This window comes from Carboxylicivirga mesophila (assembly GCF_018271975.1).
In the GTDB taxonomy this organism is placed as follows: domain Bacteria; phylum Bacteroidota; class Bacteroidia; order Bacteroidales; family Marinilabiliaceae; genus Carboxylicivirga; species Carboxylicivirga mesophila.
The window spans coordinates 103,544-121,268 of sequence record NZ_JAGUCN010000013.1; the positions used below are offsets into that span (position 1 = coordinate 103,544).

The 17,725-nt window shown below is 37.8% G+C and carries 15 protein-coding genes; 4 read left to right on the forward strand and 11 right to left on the reverse strand.

What is annotated here, in order from left to right:
- Position 1: 1 nt before the first annotated feature.
- The 5 genes from KEM09_RS12395 to KEM09_RS12415 form a co-directional block, all read right to left on the reverse strand.
- Positions 2-2,488: an XrtN system VIT domain-containing protein gene (locus KEM09_RS12395; RefSeq protein ID WP_212228715.1), complete on the reverse strand. Its 2,487-nt coding sequence runs from the start codon at positions 2,486-2,488 to the stop codon at positions 2-4.
- A 52-nt stretch (positions 2,489-2,540) separates the two neighbouring features.
- Positions 2,541-2,843: a winged helix-turn-helix domain-containing protein gene (locus KEM09_RS12400; RefSeq protein ID WP_212190157.1), complete on the reverse strand. Its 303-nt coding sequence runs from the start codon at positions 2,841-2,843 to the stop codon at positions 2,541-2,543.
- 17 nt (positions 2,844-2,860) lie between these two features.
- Complete coding sequence (locus KEM09_RS12405; RefSeq protein ID WP_212228717.1) at positions 2,861-3,499, reverse strand: hypothetical protein; 639 nt, start codon at positions 3,497-3,499, stop codon at positions 2,861-2,863.
- Between the two features lie 87 nt (positions 3,500-3,586).
- On the reverse strand, positions 3,587-6,067 hold the full coding sequence (gene hrpB, locus KEM09_RS12410) for an ATP-dependent helicase HrpB (RefSeq protein WP_212228719.1): 2,481 nt from the start codon (positions 6,065-6,067) through the stop codon (positions 3,587-3,589).
- A gap of 46 nt (positions 6,068-6,113) precedes the next feature.
- A complete protein-coding gene (locus KEM09_RS12415; RefSeq protein ID WP_212228720.1) occupies positions 6,114-6,680 on the reverse strand; it encodes a GNAT family N-acetyltransferase in 567 nt (188 codons plus the stop codon).
- A 115-nt stretch (positions 6,681-6,795) separates the two neighbouring features.
- Between KEM09_RS12415 and KEM09_RS12420 the strand changes: the two genes are divergently transcribed.
- Positions 6,796-7,707 carry a hypothetical protein gene (locus tag KEM09_RS12420; RefSeq protein ID WP_212228721.1) on the forward strand — a complete coding sequence of 304 codons (912 nt, stop codon included), beginning with the start codon at positions 6,796-6,798 and terminating at the stop codon, positions 7,705-7,707.
- Between the two features lie 62 nt (positions 7,708-7,769).
- Here KEM09_RS12420 and trpB read toward each other — a convergent pair whose 3' ends face one another.
- The 3 genes from trpB to KEM09_RS12435 all read right to left on the reverse strand — a co-directional run bounded on the left by trpB (position 7,770) and on the right by KEM09_RS12435 (position 11,319).
- On the reverse strand, positions 7,770-8,996 hold the full coding sequence (gene trpB / locus KEM09_RS12425; RefSeq protein WP_212228722.1) for a tryptophan synthase subunit beta: 1,227 nt from the start codon (positions 8,994-8,996) through the stop codon (positions 7,770-7,772).
- Between the two features lie 254 nt (positions 8,997-9,250).
- Positions 9,251-10,648 carry an NfeD family protein gene (locus tag KEM09_RS12430; RefSeq protein ID WP_212228723.1) on the reverse strand — a complete coding sequence of 466 codons (1,398 nt, stop codon included), beginning with the start codon at positions 10,646-10,648 and terminating at the stop codon, positions 9,251-9,253.
- A 92-nt stretch (positions 10,649-10,740) separates the two neighbouring features.
- Entirely contained in the window at positions 10,741-11,319 is a 579-nt protein-coding gene (locus tag KEM09_RS12435; protein WP_212228724.1) for a DNA-3-methyladenine glycosylase I, read from the reverse strand.
- Positions 11,320-11,491: 172 nt separating this feature from the next.
- Between KEM09_RS12435 and KEM09_RS12440 the strand changes: the two genes are divergently transcribed.
- Entirely contained in the window at positions 11,492-11,992 is a 501-nt protein-coding gene (locus tag KEM09_RS12440; RefSeq protein WP_212228725.1) for a hypothetical protein, read from the forward strand.
- A 40-nt stretch (positions 11,993-12,032) separates the two neighbouring features.
- Here KEM09_RS12440 and KEM09_RS12445 read toward each other — a convergent pair whose 3' ends face one another.
- A complete protein-coding gene (locus KEM09_RS12445; RefSeq protein ID WP_212228726.1) occupies positions 12,033-12,845 on the reverse strand; it encodes a M48 family metallopeptidase in 813 nt (270 codons plus the stop codon).
- 282 nt (positions 12,846-13,127) lie between these two features.
- The gene (locus KEM09_RS12450; protein WP_212228727.1) at positions 13,128-14,747 is read right to left on the reverse strand and encodes a hypothetical protein; all 1,620 of its coding nucleotides are present in this window, start codon (positions 14,745-14,747) and stop codon (positions 13,128-13,130) included.
- 180 nt (positions 14,748-14,927) lie between these two features.
- Between KEM09_RS12450 and KEM09_RS12455 the strand changes: the two genes are divergently transcribed.
- Positions 14,928-15,788: a hypothetical protein gene (locus tag KEM09_RS12455; RefSeq protein WP_212228729.1), complete on the forward strand. Its 861-nt coding sequence runs from the start codon at positions 14,928-14,930 to the stop codon at positions 15,786-15,788.
- A gap of 4 nt (positions 15,789-15,792) precedes the next feature.
- Here KEM09_RS12455 and KEM09_RS12460 read toward each other — a convergent pair whose 3' ends face one another.
- Positions 15,793-17,184: a hypothetical protein gene (locus KEM09_RS12460; protein WP_212228730.1), complete on the reverse strand. Its 1,392-nt coding sequence runs from the start codon at positions 17,182-17,184 to the stop codon at positions 15,793-15,795.
- Between the two features lie 233 nt (positions 17,185-17,417).
- Here KEM09_RS12460 and KEM09_RS22140 point away from each other — a divergent pair, with 233 nt between their 5' ends.
- Positions 17,418-17,648: a helix-turn-helix domain-containing protein gene (locus tag KEM09_RS22140; RefSeq protein WP_212228738.1), complete on the forward strand. Its 231-nt coding sequence runs from the start codon at positions 17,418-17,420 to the stop codon at positions 17,646-17,648.
- Positions 17,649-17,725 lie beyond the last annotated feature (77 nt).

Here is a 17,725-nt window from a genome sequence, read left to right on the forward strand (position 1 = left end):
ATTACAACTTAAATTTAAAATACATCAATGTAATGACTGCCAGAACAACCGCTATCAGTGCCCATTCATGGGGTTCGGGTACAGCGCCTGAGTCCTTCAGACTGGCATTTTTCAAACTATTGGTACTCTCGTCAATATCAAAACGTTCGTAATCCTGCAGCGTCTCAAGCACTATTAAGCTCGATATCGGTGATACAACAAAAGCTTCATCGCACAATTCGTAAATATTGTCGCCTATTTCATCCGCATTATTTAAAAACAAATGGCCGGCTTGCTGAATGATCGCATGATAATTATATAAGCGTAACAAGTGTGAGGGAGCACCGGTATCTACTGCTTGTGCTGATGCAATCGGACTTTTTACAATCATCATTTCAGAATTAGCCAGGATAACTGCATTCTCGCTCTCAGGATAGCATTTATACCAGGATTCAATACTGCGCTCTTTCGCCTGCCTCGTCGTTAAAACCTGACAATTCAATAATTTGTACTGCTCAAGACTCGCAATATAGTCTGACTTCATACCATCCACTACCAAACAGGCTATTGGCTGCTGGTAATGCCTCAACGATGCGGTTAAATCATCATAAAACTCAGAACCAGTTAATTCCGAAGGAATGGGCGCATTCTTTTGGCCCTTCGTAATCAATAATGCCCCGCTGGCATTGCTCAGCTTATGCACCGGGAATACACTAAAAGTACACCGGGCCAATTGTTGATATATCGAATCAAGCGATGCGAGCTCCAACTGCTGAAACCGGTCAGTGTAAACATACACCGGTCTGTCCTGTGCCGATAAAAGAAATAATTCCATCTCTTCCAATGTCCATTGGCTGTTTACATCGAGATAGATAGCTGATGGATTGAAGTTTGTTTCGCCAGTGAGTGTTTCCAGACAATAACTTTGGTTGCTAAACGCAAAGTGTTTTTTACTTAGGGGTTGCAGCGGGATTTTCACTTGCCAGCTATTCAGTGGGCGTCCGCTGTAGAGGTATTGGTTGGCTGCTTTTAGCTTAAATCCGCTTGGTACCTTTGGACGTTCTGAATCGCCTACTATTTTTAGATGCACCATCTCTGTTGCACCACTATTGTCAGGCCCTGCCATTTGCATGTTTTCAAGCACCAGTGATCCATTATCAACTGCCATCGGTATGGTAATACCCACCTTTACACGCCTAGGCTCAGCGGGTGTGCAGGGAAAAATCGTAGCAGTCAGCCGGTTGCCCTCCTGCCAGTGCAACACAACCGGATCACGACTCTCAACACCAACCACCTGACGATAGGCTGTTGCTGCTTTTTTTCTGGTTGTGAGGCGCGACTGCTCCTCTTTACCATTTATCCACAGTGACAGTGACGAAGCTACCGCACCCTCTGGCAAGTAAAAGGTTAGCAGGGCCTCCTGCTGACTCCATTCATTATGATGGGTATTTTCAATCCAAAATGTTTGTTCGGAGTATGCCAAACGGTACGCTGGATAAACGCGCATATCCGTTATTTTCTTGTTTATCCGTAAATCACGTCCTGACCACAGTTTCTCATATGCATAATGCCTTGTATCAGCGCTGGTTGATAGGATTTTCACCTTCTCCTCCTTGCTTAAATTTAGATCGCCTACCCTCGCACCGGCCAAGGCCACCAAAGGATCGTGTACACGTATTTCAGAGAACGAACCACGGTTAAAATCGAAGCCCCACCAGTCATCTGAAAACTTTTCATACAGCAGTCCTAATCCAATAACCCGTCTGGCCCAAAAGGATGATTCGCATTTTTGAGCATACTGCACCCACTCAGGTAACTCCAGGTTTTCATTCAATATGATGTCTCCCTGGGCACTGGTAATTTTCTCACTCTGGTAGGCAAATAATCCAATATAAATCCCAACGACCAGTACGGCTGACAAAAAGCCTGTCCAGAACCAACCAGGCATTCGATTGGGTGATTTACCGGCCAGTACATATCGCAATTGGGTAATCAGTATGATCATCGGTACCGCCAGGTGTATGGATATGCCCAGCAAAATAAGGCCAAAAACCGCAAGCAGCATGGTTGGCAAAAGAACAATCGAATAATATAGTATTATCAGAAACAATACTCCTGACAAAAACCACAAAACCTTCCTCATATAATTTTGTAAAGCATTGGGATACGCTGTTAATACAAACGCAATCAGCAAAGGAATCAATCCCAACTCCAACCAAAGTGGTGCCTTGGCAAAAACATGCACATCCTTATTAAGCGTAAAACAACTAACTAGCAGTAAGGACAGTAATATGTGCCAGTTCATGCGTGGTCTGACCAGCCTGAATATGTTGGAATTGGCCGGTTTGTCAAAGAAGGAAATAAAAAAGTAAGCTACGGCAAGTGCATAATTGATTAAGGACCATCCATTAAGTGTATTCTGGCTCTGTGGTACCCAATAATAAATGAGCATACTTAGGGACATCATAGTCAGCCCTATTTGCTGTGCCAAAGTAAGTTTTGTTTTCATCGATATATAATTTAAAAGTACTTTGTATTTCAAAGTGTATGAATAAAAAAAATTATTGCTTTACATTACTAATTAAATTATTGAGGCCATCGAGATGTTTCTGAAACAACTGACGCCCCAATGGAGTGGCTTCATAACTGGTTTTTGGTTTACGTCCAACAAACTGTTTGTGCACAATAATCAAGTCGTGCTTTTCAAGTGCTTTGATATGACTGGCCAGGTTGCCGTCTGAGGCATCCAAATACTCTTTTAAAGCATTGAAGTCGACCTTGTCATTGACCATTAATACGGCCATGATACCCAGACGTAAACGACTGTCAAATAGTTTGCTTAAATTATCAATTATATGCTTCATTATCCCAATTCAGTCAGTTATACTTTTTCATGTTTGGCATACATCAGCAGGCCATATACGATGTGCAATAAACCAAAACCAACCAACCAAAATAGTATACCATAGCCTATAAAATACATACTCACTAATCCCAATATGATTTCGGAAATACCCAAATAACGAATTTCCTTGTGCGTATAACGACTGGCATTTAATAGGGCCAGACCATAAAACACCAATGTGGCAGATGCAAGCAGATATAATTCGCCATGATAAATTAAAGCCAGGCTAAATAAACCGCCTGCTATCAGAGGCAAAAATAAGTTAATCAAAAAGTTTTTGGTAGATGCATCCCATATCTTAAGCCCTTTCTTCTGACTATTTTGCCACGTAAAGAAAAATGCAGAACCAATGGCAAATACCAATGTAAACGCAGCAACCATAAGCAGGTGGAGGAATGTTTGACTGTTAACAGGCAGAGCTAAAAAATGGTTGGTGACGGTAACAGGTGAAGCGAAGGTGCCATTGCCAATATACCACCAGGCATAGCTACCACACAAAATAGCCACACTGCCAGCTGCAACACCTGATAAGCCACTCAATGATAAACAACGGCTGGAACGTTCCATTAAGGATTTGATTTCAGTCAACTGGTTTAAATGCTCTTGTGTATTCATTTTAAAAGTTCTTTGAAATTCAAAGTAAATGAATGATTTTGAATAAATCAAATTGTGAACAGAAAAAATAATGATGACTATTCAGAATTATTTGCGTTTTACCCCTCTTACTGCATCTGCTTCCATAGGATTATCGGGCCAGTGGTGTTTGGGATACCTTGCTTTAAGCTCCTTTTTCACCTCAAAATAGGCCTTATTCCAAAAGCTATTTAAGTCATTGGTAATTTGTACCGGTTTAAAACCAGGCGATAGCAGGTGCATCAACACATTTACCTGATTACCGCAAACTCTTGGCGTATCAAGCATACCAAATACTTCCTGCAAGCGTACGGCTAATATAGGCGCCTCCGCATTAACTCTATATTCCAGTTTGATATTGGAACCACTGGGTACCTTAATACGCTCCGGAGCCAGCTCATCAAGCAAACCTTGCAGTTCATAGCTCAGGTTATGCTGCAGCACACGTTTAAGATCAATCTTCTTTAAATCGGCCGGCTTTTTAACATCATGAAGATAAGGACTTAACCAGTCTTCACAGGTCATCAATAATGTTTCTGTAGCAACATCTGGCCAATGATGCAATTTATCCCAATGTTTCAGGCTCAGAACACGATTCTGCCATTGCTCCACCTCTTTACTAAAATTAAGGAGCCAGCTTCCCTCCTGCTTTAAGGCATCGCATATAGCACTGATTTTTAATTCCTCATCAAAATCATGTAAAAGTTTACTTTGCAGTATGATACTACCTATTCGTAATTCTGTAACTGCTTTAAACCCACCGTTTTTAGTATCCCAGGTAATGGATTCCATTGATTTCACCATTGGAGCCAGATCTTGCGGATTTAAAGGCGAAGCCAGAAAGATCTTGCCCACACCATCACGGGCATTTACATTGGCGATAGCCAACCAGGCTTCGTGCGCCAAATCATCCTGATGACCAGCTGCCGCAATGCTCCCATTCGACAGTTTAAATTGTGCATTATTCCCCGGCTTGGCATGTGCAATACGCTCAGGGTAAGCAAATACCAGCAACAAGCCTGTTTCGTATGGATCTACCGCGTTATTTTCTTCTTCAACTTTAAGGATCTTCCTGTATTGTTCAGCAATTTTGGCAATGCGCTTAAGCTTTTTGTTTTTCAGCTCACCACGTCTGAAGCGTCTCAAAGCCTCAATGCGTGTATTGATATCAATGCCAGCTTCTTTCCCTAAGGGATCACGCTCTTCCAACAGTGCTGCAATGTCGCAAGCAAGAGCTGTTAAACCCTCTTCTTCAGCCAATAAGAGCATGTGTGCCAATCGAGGATGACAAGGCAAACCATGCATCGCCTTGCCATGTTCAGTAATGCGATTATTTTCCAGGGCCTCAAGCTGATGCAATAATTCCCTTGCCTGGGCTACATGCCCTTTAGGAGGTGGCGACAGCCAGGTAAGACGATTGATATCATTAACACCCCAACGCGCCATCTCCAAGACTAAAGTAGCTAAATCTGCCTCCTCAATCTCAGGCTTACGATGAGCCTGCAGCCGATTGTGTGTTGCTTTGGTCCACATACGGTAACACACCCCGGGGCCAAGGCGTCCGGCCCTCCCAGCCCGCTGATCAGCTGAATCCAGTGTTATATCAACGGTTTCTAACTTTGATAAGCCTGAATTAGGATTAAAGCGCAAGGTGCGGCTAAAACCACAATCCACTACCACGCTAATACCTTCAATGGTTAAGCTGGTTTCAGCAATTGAAGTAGCCAGTATTATCTTACGTTTTCCCTCTTTGTGTGGCATAATAGCAGCATACTGCTTATTGGGTGGTAGCTGACCATAGAGCGGATGAACAGATATAACAGGATGAGAGCGTTTTAGTAATGTTTCGCATGCTTTTATTTCGGCTTCTCCTGGTAAAAATACTAAAATATCCCCGGTTTGCTCCTTCACGGCTTTTGACACCGTTTTAGCCGTCAATTCCGGTAAGAGCATTAAGTCACTATCATCACCATATTGGATTTCCACAGGAAATTGTCTTCCCTGGCTTACAACAGAGGGCGCCTTAAGTAATTGGGTCAATTGTGGCATGTCAAGGGTGGCCGACATAATCATCAGGCGCAGATCAGTACGCAATACCTGCTGGGCTTCTCTGGCCAGGGCTACAGCGGTATCTGCAAACAAACTCCGCTCATGGAACTCATCAAAAATGACCAGTCCCACACCTTCCAGTGCATTATCCTGCTGCAGCATGCGGGTCAGTATCCCCTCGGTAACCACTTCCAGTTGTGTACTTTCACCGATACAATTATCAAAACGTATGCGATAGCCTACTCGTTGCCCCACCTTTTCGCCTAATAATGCGGCCATGCGCATGGCAATGGTTTTTGCGGCCAGGCGACGAGGTTCTAACATGATGATTTTTTGACCCTTAAGCCAAATCTCTTCAAGTAAAACTAGTGGCAATAAGGTACTCTTGCCAGCACCAGGAGGTGCATTAACAATCAAGGTATTTGACGCCGATAAGTGTTTTTTTACATCGCCAATTACGTCAGTAATTGGCAAATCTATGTTATAGGGATTAAAATGCACAGCTTTATTATTAAAAGTGCAAAAGTAAGTAAATCACTACGAAAAACTACATCTTCAAATCCTTTGAGTAGATAATTGCCGTGCAATTACATGGGCAGCCACAAACAGGACACTGATATTGGTTAATGATACTTTCTGCATGCCAGAAATCTTGTATCTCACAAATTACTTCAAAACCAAAGTCATCCATCAGATGCTCGATATTTGTTCCCTCGACACTTTTCCATCCTGCTAAAATAATTGCATCCAACTGATTAGCTATAGCCTTATTCAAAGCACTCTTCATAAGCTCTGTACCATATCCCTGCCGCTGATAACTTTCTTCAATAACCATTGATTTTAGCACATACACCTGCCTGTCCCGATCGGCATAAGAAGAAACATCAAGCCCATAATCACATAAAGCACCCTCAATAGTACACTGATAGGCCAAACTAAAACCAATTAGTTTATCGGCCTTAAAAACACAGTTAATGTCAAGAGTATAGTGTTCTTTCAAATGCTTTAACTGGCTAACAAAATAACCTTCTCCAAGTCCCTGACAGGCAATTGGTAACAAATCCGGAAGCATAGCTTCAGTAAAAGGTAAAATATGGCAACTATCCTTACTCAATTTTATACAGCAAAAATTTGTACTTCAACGAACATAATACTTGACTGAATAGAAAGGAAATTAATTGTATAATTAATTTGTATTTTCGCTCGCATGCTAACCAAACAATTAATTTATGAACAAACTTCCACATCTCCTGTCATTGGGCATTTTTTTATCACTACTGCCCGTTTCTATTAAAGGACAATCTGCACAGCTATTTACACCACCAGATTCTGTTGCAAGATTAGAATTGAGATATCTGCATCCGTTTTATGAATCAGCAGATAACCAAGGATTGTTGAATGGTAATTATGATCTTACACTATCTTATCCAATCAATAACAGATGGAATATACAAGCGTCTATACCGATTATTTTTTCAAAATACGACCTTGATAATTCATATAGCTATGATGGTGGTTATGGAGGTTATGCTGGAGCAAAAACAACTACTTTAAAAGACAATTTTATAGGGAATATAATGATTGGCGTAAATACAAATCACTATCAACAAAAAAGCCGCGTACTTAGCCTTGATTTGCAACTTTACCTGCCAACTGCTCCTCATAAGTATGATCCGTTGAGTATTGCAGCTGGTACTAATTTGTGTGAATATCAAAAATACCTTTATGATGTTACTACTATTGCAACTAAAGTAACATATGCATCAAATCCCGAGACTGGATGGTTTTACTCATTGAGTGGTGGTGCGCAACTTTTAATTGGCAAATCGGATTATGTTGGAGATGATAATGACCTATATTTTAGCTATGCGCTTAGGACTGGTTATAAAATTAAATCATTTGCTTTTGGTCTTGACTACAATGGGATTATTAAGCTAACTCATACTGAAACAGATGCATATAGATATCGCAGGTCTCATGAATTTAGAGACCGGATGTTTGATGCTATCAATGTAAGTGCTCATTATTCATTGAACAATTTTCAGCCTTCAATTTTCTATTCGGTCTATACAAGAAATGACTTGAGAGATATTATCTCGGGAACATTGGGTATTAAACTGGCTTACCGATTTGCGAAATAAAATCAAAAAACCTGTCAGGTAATTAAGACCTGACAGGTTAGAGCATATAATATAGTTAGCTACTACTCTTCTATGCCATAATCTTTTCCAAACTTCTCCACCACATAATCGATATCTTTATCTCCTCGCCCGGATAAATTGACAAGTATCGTTTGGTCTTTAGGTAATGTTTTAGCCAATTTCATGGCGTAAGCTACTGCATGTGAACTCTCAAGAGCAGGAATGATGCCTTCCTGACGTGCCAGTTTCATAAAGGCGTCAATGGCTTCCTTATCATTAATTGTTTCATAGCAAACCCGATCAATATCCTTCAGGTAAGAGTGTTGTGGCCCCACCCCCGGATAGTCTAATCCTGATGCCACAGTATTGACAGGCGCAGGGTCTCCATTTTCATCCTGCAGCAGGTAGCACTTAAACCCATGAATCATACCAGGTTTACCTAATGTAAGCGTGGCTGCATGATCACCCGTTTCAAAGCTGGTACCAGAAGGCTCAACACCATAGATACTCACAGTTTCATCATCCAGAAAGGCAGTGAACAGGCCAATGGCATTGGAGCCACCACCCACGCATGCCACAAGATTATCCGGCAGACTTCCGGTCATTTCACGAAACTGCTCTTTGGCTTCGCGCCCTATTACCGCCTGAAAATCACGCACCATCATTGGAAATGGATGTGGTCCCACCACCGAACCGATAGCATATAATTGATTAACAGGATCTTTCAGATATGCTTCAAATGCTGTATCAACAGCTTCTTTAAGGGTTTTCAACCCATGTGTTGCAGGAATGACATTGGCACCTAAAATGCGCATTCTAACCACATTAGGATGCTCTTTATAGATATCTACTTCCCCCATATAAATATCACACTCCAGTCCTACCAATGCTGCAGCTGTAGCCAGAGCCACTCCGTGCTGCCCGGCACCCGTTTCGGCTATGATTTTCTTTTTTCCCATGCGCTTGGCCAGCAAAGCTTCGCCCAAGCAATGGTTAATTTTGTGTGCTCCTGTATGATTTAAATCTTCGCGCTTAAGATAGATTTGCGCACCACCCAGTTTTTCAGAAAGGTTTTTGGCATGGAATACCGGCGATGGGCGGCCTGTGTAGTGTTTTTGCAGGTAATACAATTCTTCCTTAAAAACCGGATCATCCTTAATTTTTTCATAAGCCTCGGTAATCTCCCGCATAATGGGCTCCAGCATTGGCGGCACAAAACGGCCACCGTACTCACCAAAAAAGCCCTCTCCATTAGGCATTACTTCATTGGCCAATAATGATTTGTCCATTTGTTACTTTTATTAAAGTTCTAGTTATTTTAACCTAAACTAAAACTATTGGTTAATAATCATTTATAATAAAAAAGGCCACAGGTGGAATCCTGTGGCCATTACTTATTCTTTATCGTATACACCTACTGTTCCACCTTGATAAAAGCAGAGCAACGCCACCAATACTTAAGAAACAGTTGATTATTCATTTTTTTTAAATTTTATACTTATACAATATTAATGTTTTGAGGGCAATCAGCCAAATGCCTCCCTCATTTAATTGTCATTACATAAAGTTGCCCGTGTAAAAAGCGCACAACCTTTACTTTTGTTCCTTTTTCGATGTAACCCGATTCAGCCACTGCATCATATTGTTCATCGTCAATAGTAATTTTTCCTGAAGGCCTTAAGGTTGTGTAGGCTTCAGCTTCGCAACCTACAAAGCTCTTTAGTGATGCTTCAACACCAATATAGCCCAGCTCCACATTTTCTTCGGTTTGCAACGCAATCCTTGCACCAAAGGTAGGTGATGACAGTAGCTTTTTGCTGAGATAAATAATCCCCAGTAACGAACCAAATAAACCAGAGAGCACAATTCCTAAAGCTTCCAACAGCTTATTGAAACCTACTCCATCGAAGTTAAATAAATCATTATCCAACAAGCTTAAAGTCAACCCACCCATCACCAGGATGATACCAGAAACGCCTGCTACTCCAAAACCCGGAATTACAAACACTTCAAGTCCGATGAGCACCAGCCCGATGATAAAAATAATTATCTCCCAATTGGCCGCCAGTCCATCAATATAGAGTGGAGAAAAATATAAAACTGCTGCAATGGATGCTGCCAGTAATGGAAAACCAACGCCCGGCGTTTGCAGCTCAAAATAGATGCCACCAATAATAACCAAAATGAGAATCCCCTGTAGAATTGGACTTGTCAAAAAGCCTTTCAGCCCATCATAAAAGGAAGGCTTGAATGTGGTAATTTCATAGTCATACACCTTCAGTTGCTTCAGTACATCATCTATGCTGTTTGCCTGTCCTTCACAGAAACCATGTTCAATAGCTTCCAAGGTCGTAAAAGTAAGAATCTTACCAGTATCAACAATGTTCTCGATATATATGCTTTCATCCACCATAGCTTCAGCAATGTGTGGATCGCGTCGCCATGCATAGGTTGTATCCTGTCCTGCAACTAAAGTGTCTTTTCCGTGGGCCTCGGCAGTGGCTCTGATGGTTGAACGCATGTACGACTGGTATTTATCAGGCATTTTCTCACCACTTTGATTCACAACTGTGGCAGCCCCAATATTAGCCCCCGGCCGCATATAAATACTATCGCAGGCAATGGAAATAAGAGCTCCGGCCGATGCTGCATTGTTATCAATGAATACATGCACCGGAATATGACTATTCAGAATTTTAGTCCGGATAGAATCGGCAAAAACAACCTGTCCGCCGTAAGTATTCATGTGTAAAAGAATCATATCGGCCTTCATAGCCTCTGCTTCAGCAAAAGCCTCCTGGGTATGGATCCATGAGGTGCTGCCAATTTCGCGGAATATCTTAAATGTATACACCTGTGTTTTAAGCGAATCGGCATCCTGGGCATACACCTGACAGCCAAATACGATAAACAATAATGCTAGAATTATTTTTTGGTTCATGAAAATATATTTTGTTAGTGGCTTAAAATTAGAAAGAATTATCAAGTTGTACCTGACTAAACAACTGCTATTCTGTCCTATCAGGCATTTATTTATTGCATCTCTGAGCACTCTTTGTGACGAAAACAGCTGGTAACATGGTCATTGACCATACCGGTTGCCTGCATATAAGCGTAGCAGATGATACTACCCACAAACGAAAACCCATCTTTTTTAAGTTGATTACTCATAGAGTCAGACTCTTTGCTGGTGGCGGGTATTTCTTTATCATCCACAAACTTATTTTGGATAGTTTGGCCATTTGTAAATTGCCAGATATACTTATCAAACGAGCCGTATTGCTTTTGAATTTTCAAAAATACCTGGGCGTTTTTAATGGCCGCATTAATTTTTAAGCGGTTACGTATAATTCCTTTATTTTGCAGTAATTGCTGTACCTTATCTTCACCATAGTTAGCTATTATAACAGCATCAAAGCCATCAAAAGCCGCACGAAATGCTTCGCGTTTATTGAGGATGGTTGACCAGCTTAAACCGGCCTGAAAGGCTTCAAGAATGAGAAACTCAAAAAGCTTGTTATCATCGTGTAAAGGAACACCCCACTCTGCATCATGATATTGTTGATAGAGTTCAGAGCCATTTGACCAAGCACACCTTTCTTTGATTGCCATATGATTTTGTGATTAAATAAATTATTTAAGAAAATTAATCATTATTCTGTAGCCAACAAATTTATCACACCATGATCTGCAGTAAATTATTTAGTAAGAAACTAAATAAGTAGGTAACTGTAACCTTTAAGGGTATAATAAGTATAAAATTCGGAGCAAACAACCTGAATGTATGAAAGTTAGATTACTAGCACTTGGCCTTGTTACACTTATAACAGCCAATTTGTGGTCGCAGGATAGCGAGCAAAATAATGTGGATTTATCCGGTTTTAAATGCAATGTGGTTTACGTTGAAGGCTTTATAATGAATCCTTCAGCATATAATTTTGGCTACCCATCGATAAATTATGAACGTTATTTTGATAAACTATACCGTTTGTCGTTCAGGATTGGTGTTTCATCAGACTTTAAAACCACCACCAATATTCCTTTCTCCATCAATTGGCTTACTGCCAGTCAAAAACACCATCATTTGGAGTTTGGTGCGGGCGCAATCATTAGTTTCAATGATTATACCTATGAAAACAATAACATTGTTGCGTACGGCATATTTATACCGGTCATGTATCGATATCAGAAGGCTGATGGCATTGTAGTGCGGGCAGGTATAAACGGCGTATTCGGCCTTGATCATTTTATAGCACCTTCAGTAAGTCTGGGCTATAATTTTTAAAAGAAAAGCGCTCTTTGGTTAAGAGCGCTTTACATCCGACTTATTTTTTATAGTATTTCAGAGCTTCCGGCATATAGGCCTGCAGGTTTTTAACGCGTGTTTCGTCGGCCGGGTGTGTACTTAAGAATTCAGGTGGTTTTTGTCCGCCACTGGCCGCCATTCTTTCCCAAAAAGGAACAGCAGCTTCAGGGTTATAACCTGCCATAGCCATAAAGATCAAGCCCATTTTATCGGCTTCCGTTTCATGTGTTCTTGAATATGGCAACATAAACCCAACCTGAGAGCCTAAACCAAAAGCCGCCATGTAGATGGCTTTTGTTTCTTCTGGCTTTTCATTCAGCGCCACCGACAAGGCTGCTCCTCCCATTTGCACGCCCATCTCATGGCTCATTCGTTCATTACCATGTTTGGCCACCGCATGGGCAATCTCGTGCCCCATTACCACAGCCAGTCCTTCTTCATCTTTTGTAAGTGGCAGTATTCCTGTGTAAAAAACCACTTTTCCTCCCGGCATACACCAGGCGTTAGGTACATCCTCATCAACCAGGTTAAACTCCCAGGCAAAATCTTTAATATGGGCAGCATACCCATTATCAGTCATATACTTTTCAACCGCTGCTGCTATACGTTTACCAACGCGTTTCACCATTTCGGTTTGCTCTTTGTTGGTTGAAAGTTTGTGCTCTTTTAAGAATTGGTCGTATTGACTAAAGCTCATGGACATCATCTCAGCATCTGAAACCAGGTTCAGTTGCTTTCGGCCCGTAATAGGCACAGTAGAGCAGCTATAAGCTATCATCATTGCTGTCAGGAGAAAAACACCCACAGGCCATCTACTAGTTACTTTCTTCATAATCAGATTAAATGTTTTAAACACGAGGTTAAGCTCGCATAGGTTATTTTACAAAGGACAAATTTAATGCGTTACATCGAAACTATTTCTATTTTTGCCAGCACAAATATTGTTGCTTGATTAAATCTGTGCTATGAATGTTCTATTGAAAAACCATTTAAAACTCCACTTTGTTGTAGTAATTTCAATCTAGGTTTTAATACTATACCCCTTTTTTTCGTATAAATCAGAACCTAAATTACTAAATACATATTAAATAAATAAACATTTCTACTTCTATAGTTACTTAAAATATGGGTGTTGAACCTGAACCTTTTCTCCTTTGTGATTTTGATATTCAATAACAGGCAAAGTATAATCACCAATTAAGTAAACTTCTATTTTGTTTTTTGGAATGGCTTTATACTCTCCGTTAAACATGTAAAACGTAGGAGTGTTAATAAAAAACAATCCTTCTACATCATATTCAGTAATCTCGTAATCAGCAACATTATACATTATTTTTATATGCTCTTGCAGAATCTCTTTATTTCCCGATACCCAATCAATTTTTCTTTTTAATTGTCGTTCATATGATTTAATAAAGTTGGTATAATCAGTTCTGTAACCAACCGCCTCGTATCGTGCTTTGTTATATTTTGAGTCTACAACAAATATTTTCCTTGACTCCTCATTTATAATGATAAAATCAATCTCTCCAGCCAATTGATTATCAATATTTAGGTTGTGGGTATTTGGTCTTTTAAATGATTTAATATTTCTACAATACTTAAATCCATGTTTTAATAGAACCTGCTCCACATCATCCTCTAGTATTTTATCATGTTCATTCCCTTTTTTACTCATAAACTTAACCATACATTTATTAGCAGTCCAGTCTTCGGGTATGGTGTTCCAACTAATTGCATTATTTGCTAATACATATAGTGATTCTGCTACTTTTCCCTCCCCAACAAGTGCTCTATCAACGTTATCAATTTTATAAATCAAAATGGGACGGTACATATATCTTTTGGTTGAATATGGTTTCAATATTGCTTCCTCAAGAGATAGTTTATTTAAGCGTGATAAGGATAATCCATTATAAAATGTTTCAGCAATTGGATTATCAATATTGCAATTATACGCCAAATTAATTGGTAAAACATTGGGTTCAATAGTTTGCCATTCAAGTTTGCTAAACTGTTCTTTAATTTGAAAAATTAATCCAACAGCCAAATCGTAATCAATCGAAAAACATGTATTTATCGCATTTTTTAGGTCTACGACTGCACTTTCGTCATAGACACTGTTTGAATAATCACTCTTTAATTGTGGAAATAATTCATCATATACTTTTCCATAATGTTTTTGCCAAGCTGCACCAATTTGATGTTCAGCATCAAAATCGACCAAATTAGCATTATCAATCATTTTTTGGTAAGCAATAATGTCAGCATATGTATAAATCCATTGCCCTAAATAATATAAACGCTGAATCTTTTCGTCAAAGTCAAGAATTTGCTTGCCTGTTGGGAAATACCCCCATGAAAGATCAATATCACACCCCTGTTCTAATGTCAATTTCAAAATACGCCTATATAGAGAGAAATCATCTTCATTTACTGCACCAAAAGGATATCCATCCCTTGTTTTTACTAAAAACTTTAATGATTGCTCATGTAAGAAAAAAACATAAGAGAAAAATGAATATGTATTTTCTTCTTGGATAAGACTACGAAACTCATTTACCAAAAATTGAAATGAATCTAGCAATATACTTTCTACAATACTATTTTCCTCAAATACACCTTCACCATACTTTTCAATAATATTTTCTGACAACTTTGTCCAATAGATATCTTTATAAGGTTCATATTCAAAAGTCAATATTATATTACCATAAATATTTAATCTTGCCATATGTATTTTAATCTAATAATTAATTAATAAGATTTGAAAATAACATCAATCAATAAGAAATAAAAATTCACAATTCTTACCATTATATATAGAGAGAAAAAGAATCGTCCTATCTTTTAATTAGCATCACAAATATTGGAACATAAGATTCTTATATTTGTCTGAAATATTAAACTAAGTATGGAAAAAATTTTTAGTACCCTATCAAAACTAATTCCAATAATAGGAGGATGTGTATATCTATTGGGCTTTATTGTTTATCAGTCCTTCCTGAACAAACATGGTTTTAGTGACAAATCATTACTAAACTTTCAATATTTATCTACTGGTATACTTTTTTGTTTTATATATATTCCAGTTATTCTCGCAATTGTTTCCGAAAGATATTTGACTATAAAAATGAATTATAGCAAATTAAAATCTATGTTTTTCTCATTATTCATCATACTAATCCATACCAGTACACTAGGTTACATCTTATTCGATTTTGCATTTAATGACAATGCAATATATTTAGCACTATTTATTTTATTGGTTCTTATTGAAATATATTTTGAAAACACTTCAAAAAAGGCTGGTAAAATATTGACTTATATACTTCTATTATCGTATGCACTGTTTGTCATATATAAAACGGAGCAATTAGGCTTAATATTAGGGTCATTCATGCTATTATGGCTATTAATTGGTAGAAGCCTTGAAAAGTTCAATGATAAAGAATCAATCTCTATAATGGCAATATTACTTACATCATTCTTCCTTGTTGGGATTTCATATTTATTTGGAGTTAAAGTCTTAGAGAAAATACCTAGCTATTATGGTGGTGCTCAAGCACCATATTCAACATTGGTAATCAAAGAACAATACAATACTCAAATAACTAAAATTTCGGAGGACATAATAAATGAATATCAGATTGATTCTGTTCAGATAGTTCATCAAAATCAGAACTTCCTTTATTTATCTATTAAGGATTCAATATGCATAACGATTCCCAAAGAAATAATTATTGCTCAAATTAATATTAAACAAGACAAATAATTAGCTACTCCCTATTCAATGTGGGTGTAACTCCAAATTCATTCATAAAATAATTATAGATTTCATTCTCCACAATTGGTGCAAAATCTGGCGCCGTATAAATTGCATCATGAACATTTACGATTGGAATCTCTTTATTTTGTTTAAATAAGGATTTAATAATACCGTTAATAATAACATCTGCTTCGAATTTTTGCAAATCATGTGCTAGCAACTTATAATCCTGCTCTTTGTATTTTCTGATTTCCTGATATACATTCGGATATATTTCCTCAAATTGCTTCAATGCCCCTTTTACCATCTTTGGATTTTTACTAAAAAAAACGTCTGTGAAGAACTGAACCTTATATTCAGCTCTTTGCTCTAGAGGAATATCATTTAACTCCATGAGGTGGTTATAAAAATTCCCATCACAACAACGTTGTAAATATTCTTTCAAATCAGGCATTATTTCATAACTAGTTGCTTTTCGTTTGCGCCATTTCTTTACCAACAATAAACCGAATAATAGTGGTTGTGAGTTTCTTATATCTAACCCAACCATGTTAACACCATCAATTTGGATAAACTGTTTTAATTCACGTCTAATATTCGAAATATTGTGATATATCCTACCGCTATTACTATCAACAGAAAAGAAAAACTGTTTATTGGTAATTTTTAATATGGATAAGAGGTCAAATTTAAACTTGTGGTAAGTGTACCGTTGAGGTTTCTTTATCGGACAGCTATATTTATTTGAATGCTCAACTCGATAATTTAAAAACAGATTATCCAAAGATACCATTCCATCATTTATCAATTCATTATCAATACAGTAAGCAGCTTCATTCAACTTAGGTGAAGAACATAAGACAAGCCTTTTATATAGCATCCAAACTTTCTTTTCAATTTCATTATTGCTGAATGACAGTTTCTGAATGATATGTTTTATTGCTGACTTATAATCTATTGTAATACGTTTAGATAGATTTGAATAGCATCTCTTATATGTATTGTTCCAATCATCTTTCTTTATTAGTTTCTTATTAAAATATGATTCCGGTAAATCAATAATAGCAAATGAATCATTTAAATATATTTCCTTGAGTTGATATCCTTTACTATGAATATTAGGTTGATATGAGTCTCCAACTTCTATGATATTTAATTTAACTAATGCTTTACGAATTTTGCCCCATGCTCTTGATTGGTATAGACTTTCACAAACTTTTGAATGTAACCTAATTAGCTCTCCATGTTCATGATTTCTTCTATATAATGTCTCGAGATATAACTTATCAATCACATGCCATATTTTCTCCATGTGATGCATTACAAGCTTTTCACCAGAAACTATTTCTTTAATTAACCTATCCGGCAAATCATTTAAAGATTTAGGTATATAATATTGCATAGTTTTTATTGGTGGTACGAAAATTTATTTTGAATGTTCATAATTATTCATCCTAATAAGTAATAATGATTCTTTGAATAATTACTTAAAGTACCCCAGTGGTTCTATTATATGATTTACTATTTATAAACATTACACAAAAACAATTGAAATAAACAAATTAGATATTCGTACTATAGTCCGTGGCTAGAGTTACTCATGTTCTTTTCCTTTGTTCTTACAATATAATTTACATGAGTCTCAATAAGATCTTTGGTGATGTGTTAAGGGAGCTGAGAAAAAATGCACAAATTTCTCAGGAAGAATTAGCTGATTTGGCTAATCTTGATAGGTCATATATTTCTTTGCTCGAGAGAGGCATTAAACAACCCACACTTCAAACAATATTTAGTTTATCATCTAGTTTAAGCATTTCCCCTAGCAACTTTATAAGTAAAGTTGAAAAAAGACACCAAAATAATTAGACCTTTTTAAGAAAATGATAAATAAGATTAAGATTATTATTGAATAATGAGTACTATAGTCCGAATTTATTCTATAT